Origin of the sequence: Bradyrhizobium sp. UFLA01-814, from assembly GCF_046718885.1 — a bacterium.
Classification (GTDB): Bacteria; Pseudomonadota; Alphaproteobacteria; order Rhizobiales; family Xanthobacteraceae; genus Bradyrhizobium; species Bradyrhizobium elkanii.
In genome coordinates this window covers 25038-50502 of sequence record NZ_JAQOSR010000047.1, presented here as the reverse complement: position 1 = coordinate 50502, position 25465 = coordinate 25038, and the positions used below count along the sequence as shown (strand labels likewise).

The 25465-nt window shown below is 63.9% G+C and carries 27 protein-coding genes; 14 read left to right on the top strand and 13 right to left on the bottom strand.

Annotated features, from left to right (window positions below; translation table 11 throughout):
- From PMN64_RS16745 to PMN64_RS16730, 4 genes are all read left to right on the top strand, one after another.
- The coding region (locus PMN64_RS16745) for a chemotaxis protein CheW (RefSeq protein WP_411781413.1) at positions 1-318 on the top strand (318 nt) is incomplete at its 5' end.
- A 62-nt stretch (positions 319-380) separates the two neighbouring features.
- The gene (locus PMN64_RS16740) at positions 381-746 is read left to right on the top strand and encodes a PleD family two-component system response regulator (protein WP_018273268.1); all 366 of its coding nucleotides are present in this window, start codon (positions 381-383) and stop codon (positions 744-746) included.
- 154 nt (positions 747-900) lie between these two features.
- Positions 901-2067: a protein-glutamate methylesterase/protein-glutamine glutaminase gene (locus PMN64_RS16735; protein WP_411781412.1), complete on the top strand. Its 1167-nt coding sequence runs from the start codon at positions 901-903 to the stop codon at positions 2065-2067.
- The gene (locus PMN64_RS16730) at positions 2064-2936 is read left to right on the top strand and encodes a CheR family methyltransferase (protein WP_028341267.1); all 873 of its coding nucleotides are present in this window, start codon (positions 2064-2066) and stop codon (positions 2934-2936) included. Before PMN64_RS16735 ends, PMN64_RS16730 begins: the two co-directional genes overlap by 4 nt.
- A gap of 166 nt (positions 2937-3102) precedes the next feature.
- On the opposite strand, the gene PMN64_RS16725 is transcribed toward PMN64_RS16730, so the two are convergent.
- The 5 genes from PMN64_RS16725 to ctrA all read right to left on the bottom strand — a co-directional run bounded on the left by PMN64_RS16725 (position 3103) and on the right by ctrA (position 6347).
- Positions 3103-4260: a glutathionylspermidine synthase family protein gene (locus PMN64_RS16725; protein ID WP_411781411.1), complete on the bottom strand. Its 1158-nt coding sequence runs from the start codon at positions 4258-4260 to the stop codon at positions 3103-3105.
- Between the two features lie 33 nt (positions 4261-4293).
- Positions 4294-4626, bottom strand: a complete 333-nt coding sequence (locus PMN64_RS16720) for a hypothetical protein (RefSeq protein WP_411781410.1) — start codon at positions 4624-4626, stop codon at positions 4294-4296.
- Positions 4626-5057: a hypothetical protein gene (locus PMN64_RS16715; protein WP_411781409.1), complete on the bottom strand. Its 432-nt coding sequence runs from the start codon at positions 5055-5057 to the stop codon at positions 4626-4628. The genes PMN64_RS16720 and PMN64_RS16715 overlap by 1 nt, the downstream gene beginning before the upstream one ends.
- Positions 5058-5073: 16 nt before the next feature.
- A complete protein-coding gene (locus PMN64_RS16710; RefSeq protein WP_016848561.1) occupies positions 5074-5478 on the bottom strand; it encodes a DUF350 domain-containing protein in 405 nt (134 codons plus the stop codon).
- A 167-nt stretch (positions 5479-5645) separates the two neighbouring features.
- Complete coding sequence (ctrA, locus tag PMN64_RS16705; RefSeq protein ID WP_016848562.1) at positions 5646-6347, bottom strand: response regulator transcription factor CtrA; 702 nt, start codon at positions 6345-6347, stop codon at positions 5646-5648.
- 367 nt (positions 6348-6714) lie between these two features.
- Here ctrA and fliI point away from each other — a divergent pair, with 367 nt between their 5' ends.
- The 4 genes from fliI (at position 6715) to PMN64_RS16685 (ending at position 10287) form a co-directional block, all read left to right on the top strand.
- A complete protein-coding gene (fliI, locus tag PMN64_RS16700; protein WP_411781408.1) occupies positions 6715-8040 on the top strand; it encodes a flagellar protein export ATPase FliI in 1326 nt (441 codons plus the stop codon).
- 108 nt (positions 8041-8148) lie between these two features.
- Positions 8149-8568, top strand: coding sequence for a flagellar export protein FliJ (fliJ, locus tag PMN64_RS16695; RefSeq protein ID WP_016848565.1), 420 nt, complete (start codon positions 8149-8151; stop codon positions 8566-8568).
- 201 nt (positions 8569-8769) lie between these two features.
- Positions 8770-9315 carry a sigma-70 family RNA polymerase sigma factor gene (locus PMN64_RS16690; protein ID WP_038382814.1) on the top strand — a complete coding sequence of 182 codons (546 nt, stop codon included), beginning with the start codon at positions 8770-8772 and terminating at the stop codon, positions 9313-9315.
- Positions 9316-9318: 3 nt separating this feature from the next.
- Positions 9319-10287 (top strand): anti-sigma factor domain-containing protein, encoded by a 969-nt coding sequence (locus tag PMN64_RS16685; protein ID WP_411781407.1) that lies wholly within the window; start codon positions 9319-9321, stop codon positions 10285-10287.
- A 308-nt stretch (positions 10288-10595) separates the two neighbouring features.
- Here the strand turns inward: PMN64_RS16685 and PMN64_RS16680 are convergent, their stop codons facing one another.
- From PMN64_RS16680 to PMN64_RS16660, 5 genes are all read right to left on the bottom strand, one after another.
- Complete coding sequence (locus tag PMN64_RS16680) at positions 10596-10796, bottom strand: hypothetical protein (protein WP_016848568.1); 201 nt, start codon at positions 10794-10796, stop codon at positions 10596-10598.
- Positions 10797-11181: 385 nt separating this feature from the next.
- Entirely contained in the window at positions 11182-13314 is a 2133-nt protein-coding gene (gene flhA, locus PMN64_RS16675) for a flagellar biosynthesis protein FlhA (RefSeq protein ID WP_304496722.1), read from the bottom strand.
- A gap of 418 nt (positions 13315-13732) precedes the next feature.
- A complete protein-coding gene (locus PMN64_RS16670) occupies positions 13733-14029 on the bottom strand; it encodes a hypothetical protein (RefSeq protein ID WP_411781406.1) in 297 nt (98 codons plus the stop codon).
- 659 nt (positions 14030-14688) lie between these two features.
- On the bottom strand, positions 14689-15462 hold the full coding sequence (locus PMN64_RS16665; RefSeq protein WP_411781405.1) for a DUF2182 domain-containing protein: 774 nt from the start codon (positions 15460-15462) through the stop codon (positions 14689-14691).
- A 44-nt stretch (positions 15463-15506) separates the two neighbouring features.
- Entirely contained in the window at positions 15507-16136 is a 630-nt protein-coding gene (locus PMN64_RS16660) for a DUF1326 domain-containing protein (protein WP_057015186.1), read from the bottom strand.
- A gap of 266 nt (positions 16137-16402) precedes the next feature.
- On the opposite strand from PMN64_RS16660, the gene PMN64_RS16655 reads away from it, so the two are divergent.
- Positions 16403-16870, top strand: coding sequence for a hypothetical protein (locus PMN64_RS16655; RefSeq protein WP_233475444.1), 468 nt, complete (start codon positions 16403-16405; stop codon positions 16868-16870).
- Positions 16871-17082: 212 nt separating this feature from the next.
- Positions 17083-18240 (top strand): MFS transporter, encoded by a 1158-nt coding sequence (locus PMN64_RS16650; protein WP_411781404.1) that lies wholly within the window; start codon positions 17083-17085, stop codon positions 18238-18240.
- A 156-nt stretch (positions 18241-18396) separates the two neighbouring features.
- On the opposite strand, the gene PMN64_RS16645 is transcribed toward PMN64_RS16650, so the two are convergent.
- Positions 18397-18888: a MarR family winged helix-turn-helix transcriptional regulator gene (locus tag PMN64_RS16645; RefSeq protein WP_411781403.1), complete on the bottom strand. Its 492-nt coding sequence runs from the start codon at positions 18886-18888 to the stop codon at positions 18397-18399.
- Between the two features lie 329 nt (positions 18889-19217).
- Between PMN64_RS16645 and PMN64_RS16640 the strand changes: the two genes are divergently transcribed.
- The 3 genes from PMN64_RS16640 to PMN64_RS16630 all read left to right on the top strand — a co-directional run bounded on the left by PMN64_RS16640 (position 19218) and on the right by PMN64_RS16630 (position 23350).
- On the top strand, positions 19218-20774 hold the full coding sequence (locus tag PMN64_RS16640; protein WP_411781402.1) for a porin: 1557 nt from the start codon (positions 19218-19220) through the stop codon (positions 20772-20774).
- A 546-nt stretch (positions 20775-21320) separates the two neighbouring features.
- Positions 21321-21794, top strand: a complete 474-nt coding sequence (locus PMN64_RS16635) for a MarR family winged helix-turn-helix transcriptional regulator (RefSeq protein ID WP_028341253.1) — start codon at positions 21321-21323, stop codon at positions 21792-21794.
- 413 nt (positions 21795-22207) lie between these two features.
- Positions 22208-23350 carry a dienelactone hydrolase gene (locus PMN64_RS16630; RefSeq protein ID WP_411781401.1) on the top strand — a complete coding sequence of 381 codons (1143 nt, stop codon included), beginning with the start codon at positions 22208-22210 and terminating at the stop codon, positions 23348-23350.
- Positions 23351-23372: 22 nt separating this feature from the next.
- Here PMN64_RS16630 and PMN64_RS16625 read toward each other — a convergent pair whose 3' ends face one another.
- Both PMN64_RS16625 and PMN64_RS16620 read right to left on the bottom strand, forming a co-directional pair.
- Positions 23373-23777 carry a DUF4864 domain-containing protein gene (locus PMN64_RS16625; protein WP_411781400.1) on the bottom strand — a complete coding sequence of 135 codons (405 nt, stop codon included), beginning with the start codon at positions 23775-23777 and terminating at the stop codon, positions 23373-23375.
- A gap of 120 nt (positions 23778-23897) precedes the next feature.
- Entirely contained in the window at positions 23898-24329 is a 432-nt protein-coding gene (locus PMN64_RS16620; protein ID WP_411781399.1) for a hypothetical protein, read from the bottom strand.
- Positions 24330-24468: 139 nt separating this feature from the next.
- On the opposite strand from PMN64_RS16620, the gene PMN64_RS16615 reads away from it, so the two are divergent.
- Entirely contained in the window at positions 24469-25221 is a 753-nt protein-coding gene (locus tag PMN64_RS16615; protein WP_411781414.1) for a Crp/Fnr family transcriptional regulator, read from the top strand.
- The last annotated feature ends 244 nt before the right edge of the window (positions 25222-25465 follow it).

Genomic DNA, 25465 nt, shown 5'->3' with positions numbered 1-25465 from the left:
GCCGGCGTGCTCAATCTGCGCGGCCGCATCGTCACCGTGGTCGACATGCGCGCCCGGCTCGGGCTGCCGAAGGCCGATGACGGCCAACTGCCGATGGCGGTCGGCGTCGACCAGCGCGGCGAATCCTATGGCCTGTTGATCGACCAGATCGGCGAGGTGCTGCGGCTGCCCGACGACAGCCGCGAGGACAATCCGGTCAACCTCGATCCCCGCATGGCCAAGCTCGCCGGCGGCGTCCACCGCCTCGACGGCCAGCTCATGGTCGTCCTCGATGTCGATCGCGTGCTCGAACTGGTGCCCGACGCCAAAGCGGCGTGAACAGGGCCGCCGAACTGAAGAACTGAAACATCCCACCGGGGATGAGGAAGTAGAGGTCGCAGATGAGAACCTGTCTTGTTGTCGATGACTCAAGCGTCATTCGCAAGGTCGCCCGCCGCATTCTGGAAGGGCTCGACTTCCAGATCGTCGAGGCCGAGGACGGCGCCAAGGCGCTCGAAGCCTGCAAGCGCGCGATGCCGGAAGCGGTGCTGCTCGACTGGAACATGCCTGTCATGGACGGCTACGAGTTTCTCGGCAATCTCCGCCGCATGCCCGGCGGCGATCAGCCCAAGGTCGTGTTCTGCACCACCGAGAATGACGTCGCGCATATCGCACGCGCGCTGCATGCCGGTGCCAACGAGTACATCATGAAGCCGTTCGACCGGGACATCGTCACTGCGAAGTTCCAGGAAGTCGGACTGATTTAGAGCATGATCCGGAAAAGTGGGAACCGGTTTTCCCTGCGACAAACGCGAAGCGTTTGCGCGGAGATCATGCTGACTTAGATTCTTCGTTCGATCCGGCGGCAGAAGCCTTCGGCTCAACGGTTGTTGTGCGTCGTGTTGCGTCGCTGGTGAAGTCATGAGTGTTGCGTTGACAAGTACTGCGGTCCCGACATCGACCCGTTCCGACAAGGTGCGGGTGATGGTGGTCGACGATTCCGTGGTGATCCGCGGGATGATCTCGCGCTGGATCGGCGCCGAGCCCGACATGGAGGTCGTCGCCTCGCTGCGCACCGGCCTCGACGCCGTCAACCAGCTCGAGCGCATCAACCCCGATGTCGCGGTGCTCGATATCGAGATGCCCGACCTCGACGGTATCTCGGCGCTGCCGCAGCTCCTGGCGAAGAAGCGCGATCTCGTCGTCATCATGGCCTCGACGCTGACCCGCCGCAACGCGGAGATCAGCCTGAAGGCACTCTCGCTCGGTGCGGCCGACTACATTCCGAAGCCGGAAAGCACGCGCGAGGCCACCGCCGCGGAAACCTTCCGCCACGACCTGATCCAGAAGATCCGTCATCTCGGCGCCAAGGCGCGCCGCAGCCCGGTGCACACGACGGCAAGCCCGCCGCTTGCGCCCGGTCATGACAGACCGCGTCCGGTGGCTCCCGCTGCCGCGCACACGGCGCCGACCCAGGCCACGCGCCGTTCGTTCGGCCTGCTACCGCCCAAGGTGCTGCTGATCGGCTCATCGACCGGCGGACCGCAGGCGCTGATGACGCTGGTCGCCGAGATCGGCCCGGTGATCGATCGCTTTCCGGTGCTGATCACCCAGCACATGCCGCCGACCTTCACGACCATTCTCGCCGAGCATCTGGCGCGCACCAGCAAGCGGCCGGCGCATGAGGGGATCGACGGCGAAAGCATCAAGCCGGGCCAGATCTATCTGGCGCCGGGCGGGCGCCACATGCGCATCGCGCGCCACGGCGTCGATGCCACGATCGCGCTCGACGACGGGCCACCGGTCAATTTCTGCAAGCCCGCGGTGGATCCGATGTTCACCTCCGCGATCGATGTCTGGCAGGGCAGCATCATGTCGGTGATCCTGACCGGCATGGGCTCCGACGGCATGCGCGGCGGCAAGGACATCGTCGCCGCCGGCGGCAGCGTGATCGCGCAGGACGAAGCGACCAGCGTGGTGTGGGGCATGCCGGGTGCCGCGGTCAATGCCGGCATCTGCGCCGCGGTGCTGCCGCTCAACCAGATCGCACCGAAGCTTGTTCGGGTGTTTGCGGGAGACCGTTCGTGACGCCGCTGGACTATGAGTATCTGCGTAAGCTGCTGAGGGAGCGTTCCGGCCTCGATCTCTCGGCCGACAAGCAATATCTCGTCGAGAGCCGCCTGCTGCCCTTGGCGCGCCGGTCGAACCTCGCCGGGATTCCCGAACTGGTGCAGCGGATGAGGGGCGGCGCCGAACTGCTGACGTCCGAGGTGGTCGAAGCGATGACCACCAACGAGACCTTCTTCTTCCGCGACAAGATCCCGTTCGACCATCTGAAGGAAGCGGTGCTGCCCGCACTCGCGCAGGCGCGCGCGGCGCGCCGCAGCTTGCGTATCTGGTGCGCGGCGTCGTCGACCGGGCAGGAGCCCTATTCGATCGCGATGCTGCTGAAGGAGATGACAGCGCTGTTTGCCGGCTGGCGCATCGAGATCATCGCGACCGACCTGTCGCAGGCGGTGCTCGAAAAGGCCAAGGCCGGCCTGTTCAGCCAGTTCGAGGTGCAGCGCGGCCTGCCGATCCAGCTACTGGTCAAGTATTTCGTGCAGAAGGGCGAGCTCTGGCAGCTGAACGCCGATATCCGCGGCATGGTGCAGCACCGCCAGCTCAATCTGCTGCAGGACGTCTCGCATCTCGGCACCTTCGACGTGATCTTCTGCCGCAACGTGCTGATCTATTTCGATCAGCAGACCAAGGCCGGCATCTTCGGCAAGGTGGCCCGGATGCTCGAGCCTGACGGCGTGCTCGCGCTTGGCGCGGCGGAATCCGTGGTCGGCATCACCAATCTGTTCAGGCCCTATCCCGACCGGCGCGGGCTGTATCAGCCGAACACTGCGCCAGTCGCGCGCGCCGGCGCCGCGCTGCATGTGCTGAAGGCGGTCGCGTCCGCCGCGCGGTGATTCCGTTTTCCTGAGCGATCGGCAATTGTTTGTCCGTCATCCTGAGGAGCGCGCTCTTGCGCGCGTCTCGAAGGATGCACGGCCACCGGCCGGGCCGTCGATCCTTCGAGACGCCGCTTCGCGGCTCCTCAGGATGACGGGGAACGGGACGCGTCGACCGACACCGCTACAAAATCGCGTGCGGCAGGAAGCGCGAGGTGTTGCCGGTGATCGGATTTTCGTCTTCCCGAATCGAGAGTCCGCAGGGCGTGCCGTCGACCAGCCAGCTGCCGAGCACGGGATACTGCCCGGAGAAATTCGGCAGCGGCGCGAGTGCCTGGCGGATGAAGCCTTCGGCGCCGTAGGGGCCTCGCTCGGCGACCAGCGTGACGCCGGCGCTGACCAGCTCGACATTGGCGCCCTCGCGCGAATAGATCGGCTTGCGCACGAACGAAGTGCCGAGCTGGGCGGCCTGCGGGTCGTCATCGAAATAGGCCGGCAGCAGATTGGGATGGTTCGGGAACATCTCCCAGAGCAACGGCAGGATGCCCTTGTTGGAGAGGATCGCCTTCCACGGCGGCTCGATCCATTGCGTGGGCGCGGTCGAGAGGTTCTTGCCGAACGCGTCGTGAAACATCCATTCCCAGGGATAGAGCTTGAACGCGAGCGCGATCGGGCGTTCATCGAGGTCGACGAATTGACCGTCGTCGCGCAGTCCGATCTCTTCGATGTCGAGCAGCGTGGTCTTCAGCCCGGCCTGCGCCGCGGTGTCCTCGAGATAGGCGAGCGTGCCGGCGTCCTCGGGATTTCCGGTCAGTTCGGTGAGATGCAGCGGGTGGGTCGCGCCGATCCTCTTCCAGGCCTCGATCAGCCGGTCGTGGATCGAGTTGAACTGGTCGGCGCGCTTCGGGATGATGTTGCGTTGGATCGCCTGCTCGAGCCAGGTCCATTGAAACACCGCGGCCTCGAAGATCGAGGTCGGCGTGTCGGCATTGTATTCGAGCAGCTTGGCCGGGCCGCGGCCGTCGAAGGTGAGATCGAGCCGGCCGTACAGGCTCGGATTCTTGCGGCGCCAGCTTGCCGCGATCAGATCCCAGAACGCCTCCGGTATCTTCAGCCGGCGCAGATAGCGCTCATCCTTGACCGCGCGTCCGGCGAGTTCGAGGCACATCGCGTCGATCTCGCTGGTCGGCGCCTCGATCGAGCGCTCGATCTCGTCCAGCGCGAAGGCGTAATAGGCGCGCTCGTCCCAGTAACGTTCGCCGTCGATGGTGTGGAAGGTGAAGCCGGCATTCTCGGCAGTCGTCCGCCAATCGTCGCGTTCGGGACATGCGATGCGTTGCATGAGGGAAAACCGCGCTCGCTCGTCAGCCTGGTGTCAGCTTCCGCCATGCGACGGATCGTCGTCGCCGTAGCGGGCGATGGTGCGCGGCGCCCCGCCGAAGCCGCCGGAGGGCGACCGTTCCGCGGACTTTCGCTTCGCGTCGTGTCCTGCGTGGTGATGGTGGCTGCGGGCATGGCTTGTCGTCAGGCCGATCGACGCCGCGCCGATCGCGATACTTCCCATCAATTTCAGCCATACGCGGCGCGAGCGTTTCATGGACGCAATCCCTGCCTTGCCGTCTGCGGAGCCATGGCGAGTTTCCATCAGCTGCGTTCGCCGGGCAAGCGAAAGCGGGATGACATAGCGATGACACGGCAACATGCGCATCAGCCGCCGCTGAAGCCGAACGCATGCGCGAATGAACCGAAGCCGCCGCGGCTCACCGACGAGCTTGACGATGAGCTCGACGAAGAAGAGGAGCCGCTCGACGAGGAACTGCTGTAGAAGCTGCTGCGCGACGAGCCGCCGCTGCCGCTCGATCCCGACGACGAACTGCGCGCCGTGCAGTCGACGCCGGGTTGCGGCGGGACCGGTGTGGCGACGCCCGGTGCGGTGACGCCCGGCGGCGTCGGTGGCACCGGCTGGCAATTCGACCGCGGCATCAGCGCGTAGGCACTGCCGCCGACCGCGAGCGTGCCCATCAAGAGCAGCGCGACGTGGTTGGAGCGCTTGGACGGCGCCTCCGGCCGCGGCGGCGTCGGCACCGCCGGCACGACGGGTCGCCGTTTGCCGAAGTCCGGGTTCGGTTTGCGCGCCATGGTTTGGCTCAACGGCTCAGTAGATCATGCAGGCCGCGTTCAGCGCGCCTGCGGCCAGCGAGGACAGCCCGAGCCAGATCGCCGGCGCCATTTCGCCGGAGGCGATCCGCGCCGACAGGTTCGGCACCGGGATCTTCACGATGTAATAGACGATGATCTGCACGATCAGCGCGATGATGCTCCAGATCAGGCAGTCCACCACGTTGGCGGAATGGGCGATGGCGCTGACCACCGGCAGCACGAAGCCGAGCAGGCTTAAGCCCAGCGCAATCGCCGCTGCCGGATCGTTGTCGCGGATCAGCTGGAATTCGTCATGCGGCGTGACGCGCGTGTAGACGAAGAGGTAGGCGACCACGGCGATCAGTGCCGTGCAGAAATAGACCAGGAACGCCGGCAGCCCGGCGAGGGATTGCAGGATCATGTCGGGGCGGTCCGGGAGTTCGTCGGGATTCGCGCGAGGCAGGATTGCACGTTCCCTTGGTCGGCGCATGCCGACAGCCGGTTCAATCCCAAACAAAAACCCCGCCATTTGCGGCGGGGTTCAGGTCGAAAGGAGCGAACCTTGCGGTTCTCTGCGGGCCCAGAAGGTCAGGCGGGAATGCGCTCGTCGGCCTCGTGCGGCTCGCGCAGCACATAGCCGCGGCCCCACACGGTCTCGATGAAGTTGCGGCCTTCGGAGGCATTGGCGAGCTTCTTGCGGAGCTTGCAGATGAAGACGTCGATGATCTTCAGCTCCGGCTCGTCCATGCCGCCGTAGAGATGGTTGAGGAACATTTCCTTGGTGAGGGTGGTGCCCTTGCGGAGCGAGAGCAGCTCCAGCATCTGGTATTCCTTGCCGGTCAGGTGCACGCGCTGGCCGCCGACCTCGACCGTTTTGGTGTCGAGATTGACGACGAGATCGCCGGTCTGGATGACCGATTGGGCGTGGCCCTTGGAGCGGCGCACGATCGCGTGGATGCGGGCGACCAGTTCGTCCTTGTGGAAGGGCTTGGTCATGTAGTCGTCGGCGCCGACGCCGAGACCCTTGACCTTGTCCTCGATGCCGGCGAGGCCGGAGAGGATCAGAATGGGAGTTTTGATCTTCGACACCCGGAGCTGCTTGAGCACGTCGTAGCCGGACATGTCGGGCAGGTTGAGGTCGAGAAGGATGATGTCGTAGTCGTAAAGCTTGCCGAGATCGACGCCCTCTTCGCCGAGGTCCGTCGTGTAGACGTTGAAACTCTCGGACTTGAGCATCAATTCGATCGACTGCGCGACGGCGCTGTCATCTTCAATCAGCAAAACGCGCATGCCAGTCCCCTATAGTCGCCGCTCCGGGCGTCAGGTCGGCCGCACTTGCGGCACTCACAAAACGCCTTTGAACAACTGATTCGGATCCTGACGAGATATGGTTAACAAAAACTGATTCCTCGACGCAAGCTCTAACCGTGCAATTTTTGTCGAATCGCCCTAAGATATTGCGTAGAAGAAGCTTTTCCTAACCGCGCTCGTTCAGTTTCCACATTAAGAGCCGGGCCTAACCGACTCTCGCGACTCGCCCTTCTTCTGATGGGCAAGCGACCTCAGTCACCAAAGACAGTGACGCAATGATTAATGATGCGGGTAAACACGAAGTTAAGCGGCCGGCGCAAAATCGTGGAAACTTAAGGTTTTCGCAATGAAGGCGCTCGCGGAGCAGATCGGCGACATCGACGGCGTCAATATTTATGGCCGCGTGGTCGGCGTCCGCGGGCTGATGGTCGAGATCGCGGGCCCCATTCACACGATGTCGGTCGGCGCCCGCATCGTGATCGACGTCGGCGCGGGCCGCTTCATCCCCGCCGAGGTGATCGGCTTCTCCGGCGAGAACGCGGTGGTGATGCCGTTCGGCGGATTAGATGGCGTAAGGCGCGGTTGCCGCGCGGTGATCGCCAATGCGGCGAGCCAGGTGCGGCCGTCGCCGGCCTGGCTCGGCCGCGTCGTCAACGCGATGGGCGAGCCGATCGACGGCAAGGGCCCGCTGGTGCAGGGCGCTTCGCCGATGTCCTACCGCAATTCGCCGCCGCCGGCGCATTCGCGCAAGCGGGTCGGCCCGCCGCTCGATCTCGGCGTGCGCGGTCTCAATACCTTCCTGACCTGCTGCCGCGGCCAGCGGCTCGGCATCTTCGCCGGCTCCGGCGTCGGCAAGTCGGTGCTGCTGTCGATGCTGGCGCGCAATGTCGATGCCGCGATCTCGGTGATCGGGCTGATCGGCGAACGCGGCCGCGAGGTGCAGGAATTCCTCCAGGAGGATCTCGGCGAGGAGGGGCTGGCGCGCTCGGTCGTGGTGGTCGCGACCTCGGACGAGCCGGCGCTGATGCGGCGCCAGGCGGCGTATCTGACGCTCGCCATCGCGGAGTATTTCCGCGACGAGGAACAGGATGTGCTGTGCCTGATGGACTCGGTGACGCGCTTTGCGATGGCGCAGCGCGAGATCGGCCTCTCGGCGGGCGAGCCGCCGACCGCCAAGGGCTACACGCCGACCGTGTTCACCGAACTGCCGAAGCTGCTCGAGCGGGCAGGGCCGGGCACTGGCGACGGCACCATCACCGCGATCTTCACCGTGCTGGTCGACGGCGACGATCACAATGAGCCGATCGCGGATGCGGTGCGCGGCATCCTCGACGGTCATATCGTGATGCAGCGGGCGATCGCCGAGCGCGGCCGCTATCCGGCGGTCAACATCCTCAAGTCGGTCTCGCGCACCATGCCGCGGTCGGCCGACCCCGACTTCCTGCCCTACATCAACAAGGCGCGGCAGGTGATGGCGACCTATGCCGACATGGAGGAATTGATCCGGCTCGGGGCCTACCGGCCGGGTTCCAGCGCGGAGGTCGACGAGGCGATCCGGCTGCATGAGCCGCTCGAGGCCTACCTGCGCCAGGCCAAGGACGAATCCACCAGCCTTCCCGACGGCTACCGGCAACTGGCTCAAATCCTGTCGGGTTTGGAAACGGAACGCTAACTTTGTCAGGCCATCATCGCCGGCACACCATAGCTATGCCGGCGGGGCCCAGCGGGGAGCCGGCTCTGTCCCGCGTTCAGATTTGGGACTTCTGGGGAGTATGAGTCGATGAAGTCACGTGAAACGCTGATTCGCCTGAAGAAATTTCAGGTCGACGAAAAGCGCCGTCGGGTTACCCAGATCGAAGGCATGATCGCCGACTTCCAGCGCATGTCGGTCGAGCTCGAGCGCGAGATCCAGACCGAGCAGGAGCGCGCCGGGATCAACGACCCCACGCACTTCGCCTATCCGACCTATGCCAAGGCCGCGATCCAGCGCCGCGAGAACCTGACCCGTTCGGCCGACGAACTGCGCGCCCAGCTCGATGACGCCAAGGCGCTGCTGTCGGAGGCATTCGAGGAATTGAAGAAGGTCGAGCTGCTCGACGAGCGCGACCAGGCGCGCGAACGCGCGGAGGAGAGCGCTCGCGAACAAGCCGACATGGATTCGATCGGCCTGATGCGGGCCCGTCTCGGCGTCATCGCCTGAACCCTCGCTCCCTCCGCTGACCAGATTGAGAGCCCGGGCCGATCGCCCGGGCTTTTTGCTGGGCGCTGTCCACAAGTCGGCGACCTGTCGGCCATTTGGCGGATCGTGGTGTCCCAAAATATGCTACCACCGGTCCGGACGGGATGATCGGCGGCACGGTGGCAATGACGCGATGGGGGATCGAGGCTTGGAGGGCGCAAAGTGCTGACGCCGGCTGAGCTGGTCTGGCTGATCGCCGCCGTCGCCAAGGGGGATGAGGCCGCCTTTGAGCGGCTGTACGCCGCGACCCGCGCGAAACTCTTCGGCGTCGTGCTCCGTATCTTGCGGCGACAGGATCTCGCCGAGGAGGTCCTCCAGGAGGCTTACGTCAAGATCTGGAACAGCGCCGGGCAGTTCAACCCAGCCCTGTCTTCCCCGATCACGTGGATGACGTCGATCGCGCGCAACCGCGCCATCGACGTGGTGCGCAAGCGCGGCGAGGCATCGCTGGAAGACGAGCCGGCCGCGATGGAGGTCGCCGCCGACTCGCCCGATCCGCTGGCGCGACGGGAAATGACGGAAGAGTTGAAGCGGTTGCTGGAGTGCGTCGGTCGTCTGGAGCCGGATCGTCAGAAGCTCGTGCTGCTCGCCTATTACAACGGCTGGAGCCGCGAGCAGCTCGCCGCAAAGTTCGAGACACCGGTGAACACGGTGAAGACCTGGCTGCGCCGCAGCCTGATGGATATCCGGGAGTGTCTTGGACTCTGATTGATGGCCTATAGCGAAGACCATATCGCGCTCGCCGCGGAATATGCGCTCGGTACGCTCGATGCCGAGGAGCGCGCGCAGGTCGAGACCATGATGGCCGTCGACAGCGAGTTCGCAGCGCTGGTGCAGGCCTGGCAGTTCAGGCTCGGGCCGCTGAACCAGATGGTCGGCCTGGTCGAGCCGCGTCCGGTGGTCTGGGACAACATCAAGGCGGCGATCGGCCATGCGAGCGCGCCGCAGGCGCCGCTTGTGCTGCCCGAGACGCCGGCCACGACGGTGACGCCGCCGCCTTCGCCAATCACGGACGATCCTGAATTCGGCTCGGCGTTCGATCCGGAGCCTGCGCAGTCGCCCGAGCCCCGGAGGCTGCCCGAGGCCCGACCGCCGCGGGTCATCTTCGACGAACGCAACGTGACGGCGCTGACAGGCCGCGTGAAACGCTGGCGCGGCATCGCGTCGGCCGCGACCGCGATCGCGGCCGCGCTGCTGGCGACGCTCGGCCTGCAGATTTACAAGCCCGACGCCTTGCCGAACGCGATAAGGCCAAAGCCGCGCATCCAGACCGTCGAAGTGAAGACGCCGGCGCCGGCATTGACGCCGTCCGCGCAGTATGTCGCGCTGTTGCAGGGGCAGAATGGCGGGCCGGCCTTCATCCTGACGATCGACGGCGCGACCAAGAATTTTACCGTCCGCAAGGTCGGCGCCCCGTCGGAGCCCGGCAGGAGTTTTGAGCTCTGGCTGATCTCCGACAAGCTGCCGCAGCCGCGCTCGCTCGGCGTGATCGGCGCTGACGATTTCACCGCGCGTCCGGTGCTGTCGGGCTATGACGCCGACGTGATCAACGGCGCCACCTATGCGGTGACCGTCGAGCAGGCCGGCGGTTCGCCGAACGGCCAGCCGACCTCGGCACCGATCTTCACCGGCAAGCTGATCGAGACCGTGCCGGGCGCGTCGGGTTCGCCGCCGCGATAGGCCAGCCGTCAAACCGTTAGAGGTTGCCGACGGTAGCCGCGCGTCATTGCGAGCGCAGCGAAGCAATCCAATCCATCGTTCCGCGTGCTCGGGAGCAATGGATTGCTTCGCTGCGCTCGCAATGACGAGGATAGAGCTGCGCGTTTCGCAGCAGGTTAGTTCGATCCGCCACCCGCAAAAAAAGAAAACGCCCGTGGGGAGCGGGCGTTTTCGATAGTCAACTTGGGGGTAGTTGGGGGTCTTAAATATCCACGCAGCGACTTTGGGGGGCTGTAAAGAACACTACGTGAATTCGTGAAACTCTCCTGTTAGCGGACCAGCGAGTTGCTGGAGCTGGTGATCGCGACGGGCTTGCCGGCCTTCATGACCCGCGCCGTCTGCGTGTATCCCTCATCCGACGAATTATGTGCCGCGATGCCAAAGCCCGCGACCAGGATACCGGCGAACAACGCCACGACCACAATCTTCAGGTGCGTCATACGATCGGCGCTGTAGATCGAGTGGTTCATGGAAGTCTCCTGCCGCCTTCCTGCTCTCAGTAAATCTGTCGGTTCGGTCTGTTGTCCGGTTCAACGTCTCGTGCCCCGCTAACGTAGGATTTGCCGATTCCGTTCCCTAGGGGCCATCACAAGGCCGTGATGAGACGTGATCGGGCGCGATCAAAAATGACCCTTTGGTAATCTGAAACGCATTAAAGCTATTTAATATCAGTGTCTTGAACTGGTGCTGGAATGTTGCATCCCAGATAGGGCCGTTTCGGCCTGTTCCACATAAATCAGTTGCCTGTGGCGAGAAAACACAGACGAAAACGCAAATGATTTGCGGCCGCTAGCGCGTTTTCGCGCGAAGTGGACGCCCGGCTCGCGTGAAGAAAACGCTTCCGAACAAGAGACTCTAAACGCTGCCGACCGTCTTCAGCCGGGCGCGGGGGTGGATCTCGGCTTGCGACAAGACCGTGGTCTGCGAGCGGAACCGTTCCACCAGTGAGCGAACGAACGGCCGGATCGCGGCCGACGTCACCAGGACCGGCGCCTCGCCCTCGCGCGCCGCCTGCTCGAAGGCGTTGCGCACGGCGGTCATGAACTCCGACAGTTTCGAGGGCTGCATCGCCAGGCTGCGGTCGTCGCCCTGACCGACGATCGACTCGGCAAACGCCTGCTCCCAGCGCGCCGACAGCGCGATCAGCGGCAAATAGCCGTTCGGGGAGGTGTTTTGCGCGCAGATCTGGCGGGCCAGCCGGGCGCGGACGTGCTCGACCATGGTGGCCGGATTGCGCGAGAACGCCAGCGCGTCGGCGATGCCCTCGAGGATGGTCGAGAGATCGCGGATCGAGATCCGCTCGGCGAGCAGCAATTGCAGCACGCGCTGGATGCCCGACACGGTGACCTGGCCCGGCACGATGTCCTTGATCAGCTCGCCTTGCTCCTTCGGCAGGTCCTTCAAGAGCTTCTGCACCTCGCCGTAGGACAACAGGTCTGCCATGTTGGTCTTGAGCAGCTCGGTCAGATGCGTCGACAGCACGGTAGCGGCGTCGACCACGGTGTAGCCCTTCAGCGCGGCCTCTTCCTTCAGGCCGGCATCGACCCAGGTCGCCGGCAGGCCGAAGGTCGGCTCGATGGTGTGGATGCCGGGCAATTGCACCTGGTTGCCGGCCGGGTCCATGACCATGAACTGGCTCGGCCAGATCTTGCCGGTGCCGGCGTCGACTTCCTTGATCTTGATGACGTAGCTGTTGGCTTCGAGCTGGACGTTGTCGAGGATGCGCACCGCCGGCATCACGAAACCCATCTCGATGGCCAGCGAGCGGCGCAGCGCCTTGATCTGCTCGGTCAGGCGGTCGGTGCCGTCGGGGCCGTTGACCAGCGGCAGCAGCGCGTAGCCGAGCTCGATCTTGAGGTCGTCGATCTTGAGCGCGGCGGCGATCGGCTCTTCCGCGGCTGCAGCGGCGGCGGCCGCGGCTGCAGCAGGGGCGGCGGCTGCTGCCGTTTCGGCCGCCTTCGCAGCCCGCTTCTGTTTGCGTGCGTTCCAGGCCAGCACCGCGGCGCCGGAGCCCAGCGCCAGGAACGGCAGCGTCGGAATGCCCGGCAGCAGCGCCAGCACCAGCATCACGCCGGCCGACATGCCGAGCGCCTGCGGATAGCCCGAGAGCTGGCGCATCAGCGCCTTGTCGGCGGCGCCGGTGATGCCGGCCTTGGAGACGAGGAGGCCCGCGGCGGTCGAGACGATCAGCGCGGGCACCTGGGTGACGAGGCCGTCGCCGACCGTCAGCACGGTGTAGGTGCGGGCGGCTTCGCTGAAGGAGAGGCCCTGCTGGGCGACGCCGATGATGATGCCGCCGACGATGTTGATGCCGACGATCAAGAGGCCGGCGATGGCGTCGCCGCGGACGAATTTCGAGGCACCGTCCATCGCGCCGAAGAAGCCGCTCTCGTCTTCCAGCGCCTTGCGGCGCTCCTTGGCGGCCTTCTCGTCGATCAGGCCGGCGGAGAGGTCGGCATCGATCGCCATCTGCTTGCCGGGCATCGAGTCCAGCTGGAAGCGCGCCGCGACTTCGGCGATGCGGCCCGAGCCTTTGGTGATGACCACGAAATTCACGATCACCAGGATCGCGAACACGATGATGCCGATCACGAAGTTGCCGCCCATCACGAAGTTGCCGAACGCCTCGATGACGTGGCCGGCGGCCGCCGTGCCCTCATGGCCGTGGCTCAGGATCAGCCGGGTCGAGGCCATGTTCAGCGACAGCCGCAGCATGGTCGAGATCAGCAGGATGGTCGGAAACGACGAGAATTCCAGCGGCGCTTGGATGAACAGCGAGGTCATCAGGATCAGGATCGAGACCGTGATCGAGACCGCCAGGAAAAGGTCGAGCACGATCGAGGGCAGCGGCAGGATCAGCACCACCAGGATGGTGAGGACGCCGATCGCCAGCGCGATATCGCCGCGCTTTAAGATGTCGCCGATCTCGCCGAGGCTCGGCAATCCGCTCTTGCCTGCGGTGCCCTGACCTGCCGTGATGTCGACCATGGTAGCCGCTCTCCCCCGCGACTGGCGGCTGCGGCCGCCAAGCGTCTGCGCGACGGCCGCAGGGCCGCCGTTCCGAAAGTGAGGCACCGCGCTGGCGTTCACGGGGATCTCCGCCCGTTAGACGCGTTCGACGACACTCGACTTCACTCGGCAATTCTTGCCGGGTGTATGGTTAGCAAAGGGTTAATAAGTGCTTTCGCGCGACCGCACGGGTCGTCGCAGGCGCCGGGCATGGGGGATTCGCGGCCGGGAGCAGGGGTGAGAGGGCCTCGTGGTCGAGATGCGCCGCAAGCGGCGCTCCTTATCATGAGGGTCCAGACCAGGATTTTGCCCCGCAACAAGGCGTCATCCTGAGGAGCCCGCCAAAGGCGGGCGTCTCGAAGGATGGCCACGGATGACGCCGCCGGCCTTGCGGCCTCTATCTGAGCGCACCGAGCAGGACGCCCGATGCGGCGATGATGCCGAGCGTGATGACGCTGGCGCGCCACAAGAACTGCTGCCGGGCGGCGCGCCGGTCATGAAAGGCCAGCCAGTCGTGGACAAAGCCCGCGGGGATGTCGAACACCACCGCCGACTTGTTGCGATGGTGGGTTTCATGCTCGCAGTACATCGTCCGGACTGTCGGCACGCCCAGCCGCTCGAGCTCGCAATGCCACTCCCAAGCATGCTTGCCGTTGGTCCAGCGATTTTCAAAGGGGATCACGTGTGATTCCATGACGAGCCTCCTGGCCCACCCTTGAACCTCACGCGACAAGTCTAGCCGATTTCATGGGCTGGCGCGAGATTGACGCCGCACCGGGGCTCGTGCCCGTGCGGCGCGATGGCGGTAACTCGTCCGGGCGCCATGGAGCGTCCCCCGGCGGCCCTGCGCCGGGTCCGCCCGGCGGTGCAGGGGCCCGCTTTAGGCGGGCTCAGTCCAACTGCGCCAATGCGTCGGTTGAACATGGACGTGGTCATTTGAACCAACGACCCAGTCGGCGCCGTCCTTGTGGCAGGGGAACACGAGCGCATGGACCATTCCATCATAGTCCAGGACACAGACTTCAAGATCCCGGTCTGCTGGCGCAGTTGAAACGGGTAGCCATTCTGCGGGCAAGGTATGCATGATGTACCCTCCGATGAAATGCATGCGGTTCTCTCGGCGCGACGGCCGGGGGCGTGGGGCATCTGGCTTGACGCCAGCACGCGAGCGTCTGTCGCTCGTCAGTTCCGTCACAAGCAGCGGTGCCGGCCTGCGACGCACAATCCACCGTCCGAACGATCTTGGCACGGATGACGAATGGCAAGTGTGAACCAGCTCGCACTGCTTTCAATCTTCTTCGACAGGATGATCGCCGTCGCGCGATCGATATTCCTACACGTCCGGACACTTTCTCAAGTCGTATGCACGAGCACGATCAGTCCCGCCACAATCAACGCGGCGCCGGCGGCATAGCTGAGGCGGTGGCCGACCGGGAGCAGCTTCTCGCAGGCGACGTAGACGGTGATGCCGACGATCCAGAGCAGGTTCATCACGCCGCCGACGAACAGCAATGCCATCAGGAACCAGCAGCAGCCGAGGCAGTAAAGCCCGTGCCGCAGCCCCATGCGCAGCGCACCGGCCGTGCCCGGTCGCCAGTGCCGGCTCAGGAACAGCACCGGGCTCTGGCAGTAGCGCAGGCAGGCGCGCTTGAGCGGCGTGAACTGGTAGAGCCCGGCCAGCAGCAAGACGCCGCTGGCGAGCGTCGCGCTGGTAGCAGCCATCGCCATCGACAAGAGGCCGGCGAGGTCGAGTTGCCATTGCGCCAGCGTCGCGGCGAGGCTAAAGCCGGCCCAGATCACGAGATAGCCGCACAGGAAGATCCAGGCCTCAGCGAGGGGAGAGGGCGTTGCCGATTGCTTGCGCTTCAGGGCGGCGAACAGCAACACCATCGGCGCGGCGCTCGAGATCATCATGGCGACCATCATCGTCAACCACATGACGAACACCAGCACGGCATGGGAAGGCGTCCATGGCGTCGGATCCATCGGCATATCAGCCATGCTCATGTCAATGCCGGCGCCGGCCAGGAGATAGGCCCAGGCCAGCGCCATCACCGCGGCGATGCCGCCTGCAAAGATCAGGCGGTCATGTCGCAGGACGTTTTCGAGCGCCGATGTCTCGCTCATGGTGGGATCCCAGCAGCCGAACGGCCGAACCGCACCCGGCTGTGTCAGGCCGCGACGCCGTCCGGCGTCTGCACGACGTTGGCGAGCGAGCTGTGCGAGCCCTTGGTCTCGTACTTGATCGCCCCGGTCGAGCGGATGTTGGAGGAGGCCACCTCGGCCCCCCTGTGCTCGAACCCCTCCGGCATCACGACCTGGATGCGATGCGGCGTGCCCGTGACAGGATTCTTGATCGGCTCGACCTCGGTCTCCAGCACGCCCTTGGCGACGAGCTTGGCGACGCGCCCGTTCTTGTCGAAGGAGAACTCGATCGGCACGAACACCGGATCATGGATCTTGGTCACGATCAGGCTGAAGATCTGGAACAGCGTGCCTTCGGCCGAATTCTTGCCGGACAGGATGTTGAACAGCGCTTCGCGCTGTTCCGCCGTGGCGCGCTCGTCGATGATCGGCTGCATCTGCCCGTTGCCCTCGTGCAGCGCGCCGGGAAAGTCGACGGTTGCCGCGAACACCAGGCCGTCGAGCTTGGTGCTGCCGAAATGCCCCTTGGTGATCCGCATGCCGACCATGCCTTTGCAGGAACCATGCGTCGGCAGCGCATTGAAATCGCAGGGGCAGCCAAATGCACAATTGCAGTTCTTGATCCATTCGCCTTCGAGACGCCAGTCAGAAGCCATGGCAAACCTCCATATGACTGTCGGTGATCAATGCAGGCGCTTCAGAATGCCTTCCGCTTCAAAAAAAACCGGATCAGTTCAAGTAGGCCGGGATCATAGCAGCAACCTGTTCGGCGGTACAGGAAGCGCTGACGCCCGATCGCCCAAACATCGCCGCGGCGGCGCACGGAGGCGCCGATCGGGGAGGGAGGACGGACCGGGATTGAACGTCCAAGCCTCGACGTCAGACGAAATACCGAGCAAGTCGCTTCGTGTCGGGGGATTCCATGACAAGCCAAGGAGACCGTGCGGCGGCAACGACCGGCAAACCCTGGATTGGTGGTTTCGGGGCTGTCGCGGCTGTCACCCTTTCCGTCGCGACGGGTGCGGCCGCAAAGCCTCCGGGCCAGGACGCCGCCATGATGCGCATGCTGGCGTGCGACGGCGAAGGCGTCAGGATGGAGGTCTATCTACCGCTATCGGTTGCATTGGCAGGCCAAGGCCTGCGCGCCGGCCAGACGGTGATCGGCTACTACGCGCTCGACCTGACCGAGGCCAACAAGGGCAAGCCGCTTGAGCCGGTTCGCGTCACGATGAGCGCGGACAAGAAGACGGTGACCGTCGACCAGTACACAAGGGGACTGCCGCCGACACAGATTCCGGTGGGCGGGGGCACGGTCGATTTCGATCAGCGGTTTGCGAAACGCGCCAAATGCGGCCCGTTCCAGTCGCAGGACCCGAACTTCGGGAATTGATGCGACGCTAGCCGCGCGCGAATCCGCCGCGGAGCGTGCCGTTTCAAGGGGCGGCGTCCCCTTGCTGGCGCATGCCTAATCTCTCGGCAATGTGGCTTGACCCGGAGGCAAATGCCGACGAAGTTCCGCCTGCCGTGGTAATTTCTTCTGAATTTTCCCCTGAAGTCGCTACGTTCATTCCCGACTCGCGCCGGGCATGGCTGCGCCTTGTCGTGGCCGTGGTGATCGGCTCGCTCGGCAGCGTCGGCATGTGGTCGGTCGTGGTGGCGCTGCCCGTGGTGCAGACCGACTTCGGCGCGACCCGTGGAACGGCCTCGCTCGCCTTTACCATGGTGATGCTCGGCTTCGGCCTCGGCCAGGTCGTGACCGGGAAGATCAGCGACCGCTACGGCATCGTCGCGGCGATCGGCGCCGGGATCGGTATCCTCGGCCTCGGCTATGTCGGCGCCGGCTACGCGCCGTCGATCTGGGCCTTCATCCTGCTGCATTTTGCCATCGGCCTGTCGTCGGCGGCGACCTTCGGCCCATTGATGGCGGAGGCGTCGCACTGGTTCGAGCGCTACCGCGGTCTCGCGGTCGCGATCGCCGCGAGCGGCAATTACGTCGGCGGTACGGTGTGGCCGCCGCTGGTCAATTTCGGCATGCAGAGTGTCGGCTGGCGCACCACCCATATTGCAATCGGCATCTTCACCGCGATCTCGATGTTGCTGGCACTCATGGTGCTGCGCGTGTTGATGGGCGCGGCGACCAGGCGCAGCCATGTCAACGCGGCACCGCCGCGGGTCGACCTCAAGCTTTCCACCAACGCGCTGACCGCGATCCTGTCGCTCGCGTCGATTTCCTGCTGCGTGGCGATGTCGATGCCGCAGGTCCATATCGTCGCCTATTGCGGCGATCTCGGCTACGGCGTGGCGCGCGGCGCCGAGATGCTGTCGCTGATGCTCGGCTTCGGCATCATCAGCCGGATCGGCTCCGGCTTCCTCGCCGACCGGATCGGCGGCATCCGCACCCTGCTGATCGGCTCGATCGCGCAAGGCGCGGCGCTGTTGTTCTATCTGTTCTTCGACGGCCTGACCTCGCTCTACATCATCTCGGCGATGTTCGGCCTGTTCCAGGGCGGCATCGTGCCGAGCTACGCGATCATCGTGCGCGAGGCGATGCCGGCGTCGGAGGCCGCGACGCGGATCGGCATCGTGATCTTCGCCTCGGTGTTCGGTATGTCGTTTGGCGGCTGGATCTCGGGTGTGATCTTCGACGCCACCGGCTCCTATGCCGCCGCCTTTGCCAACGGCCTCGCCTGGAACCTGCTCAATGTCAGCATCATCGTGCTGCTCATGATGCGGGCGCGGCAGCGGCTGGCGCTGGCATGATCCGGAAAAGTGCGAAGCGGTTTTCCGGAAAGATCATGCCCAAATAAATGCATGATCCGGAAAAGTGCGAAGCGGTTTTGCTCGCGAGAAGCGCTTGCGTGGGATCATGCGCAAACAAGGGACTGATCGGGGGACTGCGGCGATTTCGGCGAAGTCCTAAAGCTCGGCCGAGATCCTCGCAATCGCTTTTTCCAGGCGGTTCTTGATCGAATCCATCTTGCCGGTCAGTTGCTGCAACTCGCGTAGATCCAGCTCGGCATAGACGAACTCGTTCAGCTCCTTGCGTTGCGAGGACAGGTTCGCGATCTGCTTCTTGGCGTGGTCGGTCAGCGACAGGTTCACGACCCGGGCGTCCTCGCTCGAATTCCTGCGGCGCAAGAGGTTCTTCTTTTCGAGCAATTTTGACTGCGTGACCACAAACGACTGATCGACACGCAGTGCCCGCGAAACCGCGCCGACGGGCAGGCCGATGTTTCGGTCGTCGGCATTCGCCAGGACCGTCATGATCATCCATTGAGGACCGGTGATTCCGATCATCTTGGCCCAGATGCTGCGCAGCTCCTCCAGGCGCACGCTGGTCGACACGATCTCCCAGGCCAATCGCTCAGCCGCGTCCTGCAGTTTGTCGGTCGATTTGCGCTCGGTCATGACGCACCTTAACAAAAATTCATCTTCACAGATATCGAGCAGTCCATGAAGCGGGCGTCTGACGAAAATGTTCGTCGAGGCGTTGCCTGAATGACACATGGGCGCGCAAACAATAGAATGACTAACTAATATAAGTTGAATATGTGACTATCCAATAGCATTGTTCCGCCCCGTAGATGGGGGGCATCCACCATCTCACGCCTGCAGTGGCCGAGTTGACCACGAGCATCTCGAAAATGGCTGCGCCGCAGCGGTTTTTGGGAGGGGAAACGTTTGTCGCTTTGCCAGCAGTGCAAGGCATCACTTGAAGGCATCACTTGGAGGATAGCATGAAGATCGTTAAGGGCCTTTTGTTGGGCTCGGTGGCAACTCTCGTCGCGAGCAGTGGAGCCATGGCGGCCGACCTTCCGGTCAAGGCCAAGGCAATCGAGTACGTGAAGGTCTGCTCGCTCTATGGTCCGGGCTTTTACTTCATTCCGGGCACCGACACCTGCATCAAGCTGGGCGGCTATTTGCGTGTCGACGTTCTGGCGAACACCAACTCGGACCACACCGGCAACTACGGTGGCGCGGCCGGCGCACAGAACCGCTTCACCAACGGCTACACCTGGCGCTCGCGTGAAGACCTGAACGTCGACACCCGCACCGCGACCGAGTACGGCGTGGTTCGTACCTTCTTCGACGCGACCTTCAGCTGGACCTCGGACAGCTACGGTGGCGTTGGCAACGGTTCGACGGTCTACTCGCCGATCGGAACGTCCGCCGCCCCCAACAACGCCAGCTCCGGCACAGTCGCGAACGGCACGGTCGGCGTCTATTACGCCTTCATCCAGTTCGCCGGCTTCACCATGGGTAAGGCGGTCTCGCAGTTTTCGGCGCCGTGGGCCAACTATCCGGGCAACAATTTCGACGGTCTCGTCGGCGGCGGCGGCACGATCACCGGCGTGAACCAGTTCACCTACACCGCGCAGTTCGGCAACGGCGTGTCGCTGTCGCTGTCGGCTCAGGATCAGTCGGCCTACACCCAGGCCGGCGTGCAGAACCTCGGCGCGCTCGGTACCGGTGCTCTCGGCATCTACGGCGCGAGCGACTATGCCGGCACGATTGCTCCGGATCTGATCGCGGCTCTCCGCGTCGACCAGGCCTGGGGTCTGTTCCAGGCGTCGTTCGCGGCGCATGACAACCACGCGGCCTACTACGGTGGCACCGAGTTGACCGGTCATCCCGACGACAAATGGGGCTGGGCTGGTGCGCTGGCCTTGTCGATCAAGAACATCCCGACCGGGCCTGGCGACACGATCAACGTCCAGGGCGTCTATACCAACGGCGCAACGCGCTACAACATCCAGGATCTCTCGGGTGCCGGTGCATTCACCTACTTCGGCAACACCAGCGTTCCCGGTGCCTACCAGAGCATCGGCTTCGGCATGGCACCGGACAGCGTGTTCGTCACTGGCGGCCAGCAGCAGCTGATTACGACCTACGGCGTGAGCGGCGCGTATGTCCACAACTGGAATCCGAACTGGAACACCAGCATCTACGGTGCCTGGGCCCAGGTTAACTACAACGGCACCGCCAAGAGCTACATCTGCGGCCCGGGCGGAACGGGTGTGGGCGGATCGTTCGGCATACTGATCGGCGCCACCTCGAACCTGACCTCGTGCAACCCGGACTACAGCATCGCGCAGATCGGTACGCAGACCCAGTGGACCCCGGTGAAGAACCTGACCTTCTCGGCTGACTTCACCTACACCCATCTGGATCAGAATTACGCCGGCACGATCACCTACCCGGGTAGCGCTGCGATCGGCAAGCCGGCCGCTGTCTACTCTCTCAGCAACCAGGATACCTACATGCTGCTGCTCCGCGCGCAGCGCAATTGGTAAGGCCCGGTTGATCCTGACTTGATCGCTCATCAAAGCCCCGGCGGGAAACTGTCGGGGCTTTAATTTTGAAAGAAGGGTTCGTTGTATGATTTACTAACATTAGTCAATCATGTACAAACCAGCGTCGGTTGCTCTGCCGACCATGATGATGAGGAGATATCAGACATCTTCATGAACTAGCCTCCAAAACCTCCGGCAATGCCCTGCCGGAGGTTTTTTATTGAGCCCGTGCGATCGGCGCATGCTGGCGCGGCGCAAGGCGCGCGGCACCGGCGCACGGCTTCGTGAAGCCCGGGATCGAAAACCGCCGTGCATCGTGATCTGCGGTACAGGCGAAGCGGCGGCGTCAGCTGGACGGAATATGTCACGCCAGTTATATGACTATATCATATAAATGTCGCCCGGTCCGATCAGGAAGCGTCGCTCGGCATGCCGAAGGCAACAGCAAAACCAAGCCGCAACCGTAAACCTTCGACGGGCCATTTTCCGGCGGCGTTCCACGCGACTGCTTCAACCAACCGAATCGCGAAAGCGAGCGAACTGCAGTTGCAGCGTCTCGCGGGCTGCTTGCATTCCCTGTCGTCACGCCACCATCACCTGACCCAGGGCTACGCGGCGCATGCCGGCATCGCCGGCGTTCAGTACACGATCCTGACCACGATCCGCTATCTCGAGACCAAGGGCGACGTCTTCCCCGTCACCGTCGCCGAATACCTCCGCTTGACCAGCGCGGGTGTCACGAAGGCGATCCAGCACCTGACCGAGCTTGGCCTGGTCGAGAAGGCCGGCGATCTGGATGATCGTCGTCGCACCAAATTGACGGTCTCCCAAGCCGGCTGCGCCCTTCTGGACTCGCTCACGCCGATGCAGTCGAAGGTCAACGACGTCTGGCTCGGTTGCATGAACGACAAGGAGTTCTCGATCTTTCTCGATCTCGTCGAGCGATTCATCAGGTCGAGTGATCGCGCGCTGGCGATGCAGGACTACCTGGTTAAGGACAGCGACATCGCGCCCTTCTAGCCGTGCGCTCGCAGTCACGCTGGAGTGACCGATAACGTCGCGGTCCTCGCGATTCCGTGAGGCGGCCGGCGCCGACGGCACGTGCGCGCGAGAGGCGAGCCGGCTGCGTTCAGGTCGTCACCGAGCATCTGCTCGGAAACGATTGCGGCAGCAACAATCGACAACAATCGATCGTCAGACATAAGCACAACGCATTCCTGCGCCGCCGTATCAACGATTGCCGCCGCCGAATTACTTCAATTATATGAACCGGCATTGGAATAGTTTCTTGGGAGAGCTGGGTGATTGGCGTTTGCGATTTCGGCGCCAACGTCACGCGGCTATCGAAGCGGCGCTTCGTCGACGCGAACTGGCGGACTCGTATCGATAACGCGTACCGGCAGCAGAGCCGGGTGCGAACGAGTTGACGAAATATGCATGACCACTGTGGGGTGCGTGGCGCCTCGTCAAGCAGCGTCGAGTTCGATGATCAGGGCTGGCCTGTCTGGCCGGATCGCGAGGATCTGTCGGCGGAGTTCGTCAAAGTGTTGGCCGCCGCACAGGAGGGCGGTTCAACGGTTTCCGAATGTTGGTTGACATTGAGCAAGATCAACCTCGGTTCGGAGAACTCGTGGTCCGGGGAGTGGATCAAGACCGCGCAACTGAACGAGGCGAGAGCCGAGATTTCGTTGCAGAACGGAAACATGATCACCGCTCGTCGCAACTGGCTTCGCGCCACCACTTACTTTCACGCAGCCGCAAGGCCTCCTGGATACGCCAATGACCTGCTGAAATGCGCTGTCGACGGCATGCGTCGCTGCGCGACCAACTTTCTGAACAGCCGGGTTCCGGCGGGCCAGGTGCTGTCGATTCCCTGGACAGACGACCTGTCGCTTCAAGCCTATTATCTGCCGTCGGCTTTTCACGACGATGGGCCCGTGATCGTATGCATTGGCGAGCCGGGTTCCTATAAGGAAGAACTGATCGCCAAATACGCCGGCCATGCGAGCGAGCGCGGCTTCTCGCTGCTCGCCGTGGATTTGTTGGGTACCCAGACGGCGTTGCCACCGGAACAGCTCGAGGGTCGCAAGTTCGAAGCCGCGATGAGCCGCATCCTGGACTTTCTTTCGGAAACGCCCGGCGTAGACAACACGCGGATCGCCATCGTGGCGGACGCGTGGAATTCCTCCCTGGTCGCCCGGGCGGCCGCGAGTGACGCCCGGTTTGCCGCAGCGGTTTGCGACGCCGGCATGTGGGACTCGCACGAAAGGAGTTTCTTTTATCGGCAAGCTGGCGGCAACGAGCAGACTGGATGGCTCGAGGAAGCCAATCCGATTTCACGCAGCATCGATTGTCCGCTCCTCGTCACCGCGGGTGAAGCCGGCTGGCTCCTTCCGGGCACCCTGATTGAATTTGGCGACCAGCTGGGCAGCATTCATCGCGACGCCCGGCTGATATTGTTCCGGCGTGCTGAAACCGCCGCCATGCAGGGGCATATCGATAACCCGACATTGGCCAATGAAGTCATCTTCGACTGGCTTGAAGACAGGCTCCGGCCGAGCAAGGGTCTGGCCTAAGCGGCGGATCCGGTCCCTGCGATCACACCGGCTGGCCGGCCTTGAGCAATGAGCAGCCGGTGATCTTCAGGCTGCCGTCGGCCTGTCGTTCCAGCGTGTAGAGCGCCTCCCATGCCTCGCCATTGGCGTCGACGATATGGACGCGCTGCGCGATCCGGTCGCCGTCGCTGCGCGCCTCGCCGAACTCGAAGCTTCTGTGCCGATAGACCGGCGCGTATTGGTTCTGCACCATCGACATGAAGATGTCGGCTTGCGGAAAGATCTGCCGGATCGCGGGCGCGGCATGCGAATAGGCCGCCGCGGCGTCGTCGCGGCCGAACGCCTGCTCCTGCGCGCGGATCACGGCCTGCGCGGCGCCGACGTCGTCAGCCGCTGCGGGAGCGAGCGAGCCGAGCAGAATAGCGACGAACATCAGGATGATGCGCATGCGGTGGCACCGTCGACAGTCGGACCTTCCAGCCGCCGCAAGGCTACTCCCGCACGACCACGGCGGCAACGGAGCAGGGCGCCTTCGGCGGCTGGCTCCGAACGACCGAGCGGCGCGATGTCAGTTGACGCGCCGACAATGCCGCAGCGCCTCGGCAGTCGGGCATCCGGCGTGCCGCGCATGACGCGTTGCGAATGGCTGCTCGATGGTGACGATCTGGCAACCGTATTGCGCCGAAACCTCGGCGATGACGTTCGACACCGCGTCGTCGATCCGCGAGCCGGGCAGATGCGCGACGATCAGGTCGCCGATGCTGAGCCGCTTGCGGACGCGCAAGTCGTTGTCGATGCGGTAACTGAACAGGGCATGGATCACGCCGCGGCGATCGCGAATCGCGATCAGTCCGGTATCGGGCGAACTGCCGCGGCAGCGCCGGCGCACGAACCGCAGCCACTGATCCGTGGTAATACTGGCGTCATGCATGAACACCAGCGGATAGGCCACGATCGCATGCTGATGGTCGATCGGAAGTGCCTGGAATTGCTCGTTCATCACCGGATTCCCCGATGATGGCGAAACTGCTGGGGAAAGCGCGGCGCAGCATTGATCTGCATCAATGCCGTTGGCGGTTGATCCAGATCAAATCGGGGTTGATAGTGTGAAGCACCTAACCATGCGGACCCTCGAAGCCATGAGCATTGCCGAGCCACTGCAGGATTCGTGTGCCGGCGCGACGCGTTCCGACTGCAGGCACGGCCACGCCACGAATGGCTGCGAGGACTGCAAGGTCAGGCTGTTCAGCGTCTGCGCCGCGCTGGAGCCGGCCGAACTCGAGGAGCTCGACCGGATCAGCCAGGCAAAGCTGGTTCCGGCACGAACGACGCTGTTCGAGCAGAGTGCGCTGGCAGGGAGCGTGTTCAATGTCACCGACGGCGTCGTGCGGCTCTACAAATCATTGCCCGACGGCCGCCGTCAGATCGTGGGTTTCGCGCTGCCGGGCGACTTCCTCGGACTTGCGCTGCAGGACCGCTACGGCGTCACCGCGGAGGCGGTCAACGAGGTCGCGGTTTGCCGTTTCGTGCGATCGGCGTTCCTCGCCTATGTCGACGGCAAGCCGCATCTGCTGCGCCGCCTGCATGAGTTTGCGGGGCACGAGTTGAGCCTGGCGCAGGACCAGATGCTGCTGCTCGGACGGCGCAGTGCCGAGGAAAAGATCGCTGCATTCTTGCTCAACATGCAGGCGCGATACGCCCGGATCGGAAGCGTGTCCGTCACCGTGCCGCTGCCGATGAGCCGGCAGGACATTGCCGACTATCTCGGTCTCACCATCGAGACGGTGAGCCGCACGCTGACCCGCCTTGCGCGCGAGAAGGTGGTGTTGATCGTGCCCGATGGCGTGCGGCTGCTCGACCTCGAACGGCTCAAGCTGAGCGGCGCGAGCTGACGCTCCGGCGTCGGCTTTTGATCCAGCACAAGGCGATACGCGCGCAGGCGCGTTAGGTCTCTGCATCATATGCAGGAGACGACCCATGCCTCTCGACACCATCCTCGTCATGATCGCGGTCACAGCAATGTTCGCCACCATTGCCGCCGTTATTGCGTGGGGCGACCGGCAGACGCGCGATCTGTGAAACTGTCGTGTGATCAGAGCCTTTCCGTTCCGATTCAATCGGAACGGGTCTCTGGAT